2 protein-coding genes and 1 pseudogene are annotated in these 1,340 nt (G+C 63.0%); all 3 read left to right on the forward strand.

Going from position 1 to position 1,340, the window contains the following annotated elements; genetic code table 11:
* Positions 1 to 317: 317 nt before the first annotated feature.
* The 3 genes and pseudogenes from F6Q13_RS17485 to F6Q13_RS17490 all read left to right on the forward strand — a co-directional run bounded on the left by F6Q13_RS17485 (position 318) and on the right by F6Q13_RS17490 (position 1,303).
* Positions 318 to 707, forward strand: a complete 390-nt coding sequence (locus tag F6Q13_RS17485) for an SDR family NAD(P)-dependent oxidoreductase (protein ID WP_293059244.1) — start codon at positions 318 to 320, stop codon at positions 705 to 707.
* 16 nt (positions 708 to 723) lie between these two features.
* Positions 724 to 1,089, forward strand: a pseudogene (locus F6Q13_RS20340) (enoyl-CoA hydratase/isomerase family protein); the annotation flags it as partial.
* On the forward strand, positions 1,052 to 1,303 hold the full coding sequence (locus F6Q13_RS17490; RefSeq protein ID WP_293059246.1) for an enoyl-CoA hydratase/isomerase family protein: 252 nt from the start codon (positions 1,052 to 1,054) through the stop codon (positions 1,301 to 1,303). The pseudogene F6Q13_RS20340 and the gene F6Q13_RS17490, both read left to right, overlap by 38 nt.
* The last annotated feature ends 37 nt before the right edge of the window (positions 1,304 to 1,340 follow it).

The following is a 1,340-nucleotide window of genomic DNA, read 5'->3' on the forward strand; positions in this document are numbered from 1 at the left end:
CAGGATAAGGCCTTTGCCTATTTCTACCCTGCCGACACGCTTACTGAAGGGCTAGAGGTCTCCTTGACCAAAACGGCCCGAAAGCTATGGTCTGACCATTTGAATATTTCGGATTGAGGAGTGCGGATGACGCTCGCATCAGGCATCCGCTGCCACCCCGACGTGGCCCGGGATTGGTCGAGCAAGACTCCTGTACCGCGAGCGGCAAAGTGGAGAAAGCCGCTCTGCGCCAACAGCTTCAGGGATGAGTCCTATTGGAGAACATTCGTGGGCTAGTTGTCAATATTCAAGGAGACCTGTTCACCGGTCAGACGGTTGTGATCACCGGCGGCGGCAGCGGGATCGCGCGATTCACCGCGCGCGAACTCGCCGCGCTAGGCGCCGACGTGGCAATCGTCGGGCGCAACGCCGACCAACCCAATGCCGTGCAAGCCGAGATCCGCTCCGACGGCGGGCGCGTTTCCGTCCATCGCCCGCGAAATTCCCCTGCAGCGCTTTGGAACCGAGGTAGAAGTCTCCGCGGCGGTGGCGTTCTAGCTGTAGCCGGCCGCCAGGTTCATCACCGGGACCTGCATCCGTGTCGACGGTGGAGCGCCGAACGCCAAGCCCGGATGGTGGAACTGCAACCCGCGCGACACAACACCCCGTTCGACGGGTTCCACCGCTCCGCACTGCCCACCATCCTTGGGACCAACCTGCCCAACTAGCTTTGAATGAAAGGTCCTGTGTTATGACAGCAAAGGTGTCTACGACAAGCGCGGTGAGGTCGCCTACATCACCCTCAACCGCCCAGAAATCAAGAACGCCATCGACATCGAATCCCACGAGCTGCTCTGTCACATATGGCGTGACTTCCGTGACGACCTAGAGCTTCGCGTCGCCGTGATCACTGCAGCCGGCGACGCGTTCACCGCCGGCGCTGACCTGAAAACCCATGCGCCCGAGTGGCAGACCTCGAACCGATGGTGGCGCGCGAACGGCTCGAGGACGGGCTGTGCCGGAACCCGGCGACCGCTATCGCGCATCACCAATCCCGTAGTCGCCGCGATCAATAGCTGGTGCGTCGGGCACGGGGTTGAGCTGGCGATGGCCGTGCGACATTCGGATCGCCTCGGAGCGCGCGCAGTTCGGCACCGTCGAGGTGCGTCGCAGAATGCATCCGGCCGACGGCGGCATCCCGTGTCTGGTCAACACCTGCGGTGTCGGAGTGGCGCTGGAGTTGCCGCTGACCGGGGAGCCGATCTCCGCCGAGCGGGCGCTGACCGCGAACATGGTTGCCCGAGTGGTGCCTAATGAGAACTAGCGGGTCAGTCATCGGGCAGACTCGCTACCGGTAGCGG

It is taken from the genome of Mycobacterium sp., assembly GCF_008709575.1.
Classification (GTDB): Bacteria; Actinomycetota; Actinomycetes; order Mycobacteriales; family Mycobacteriaceae; genus Mycobacterium.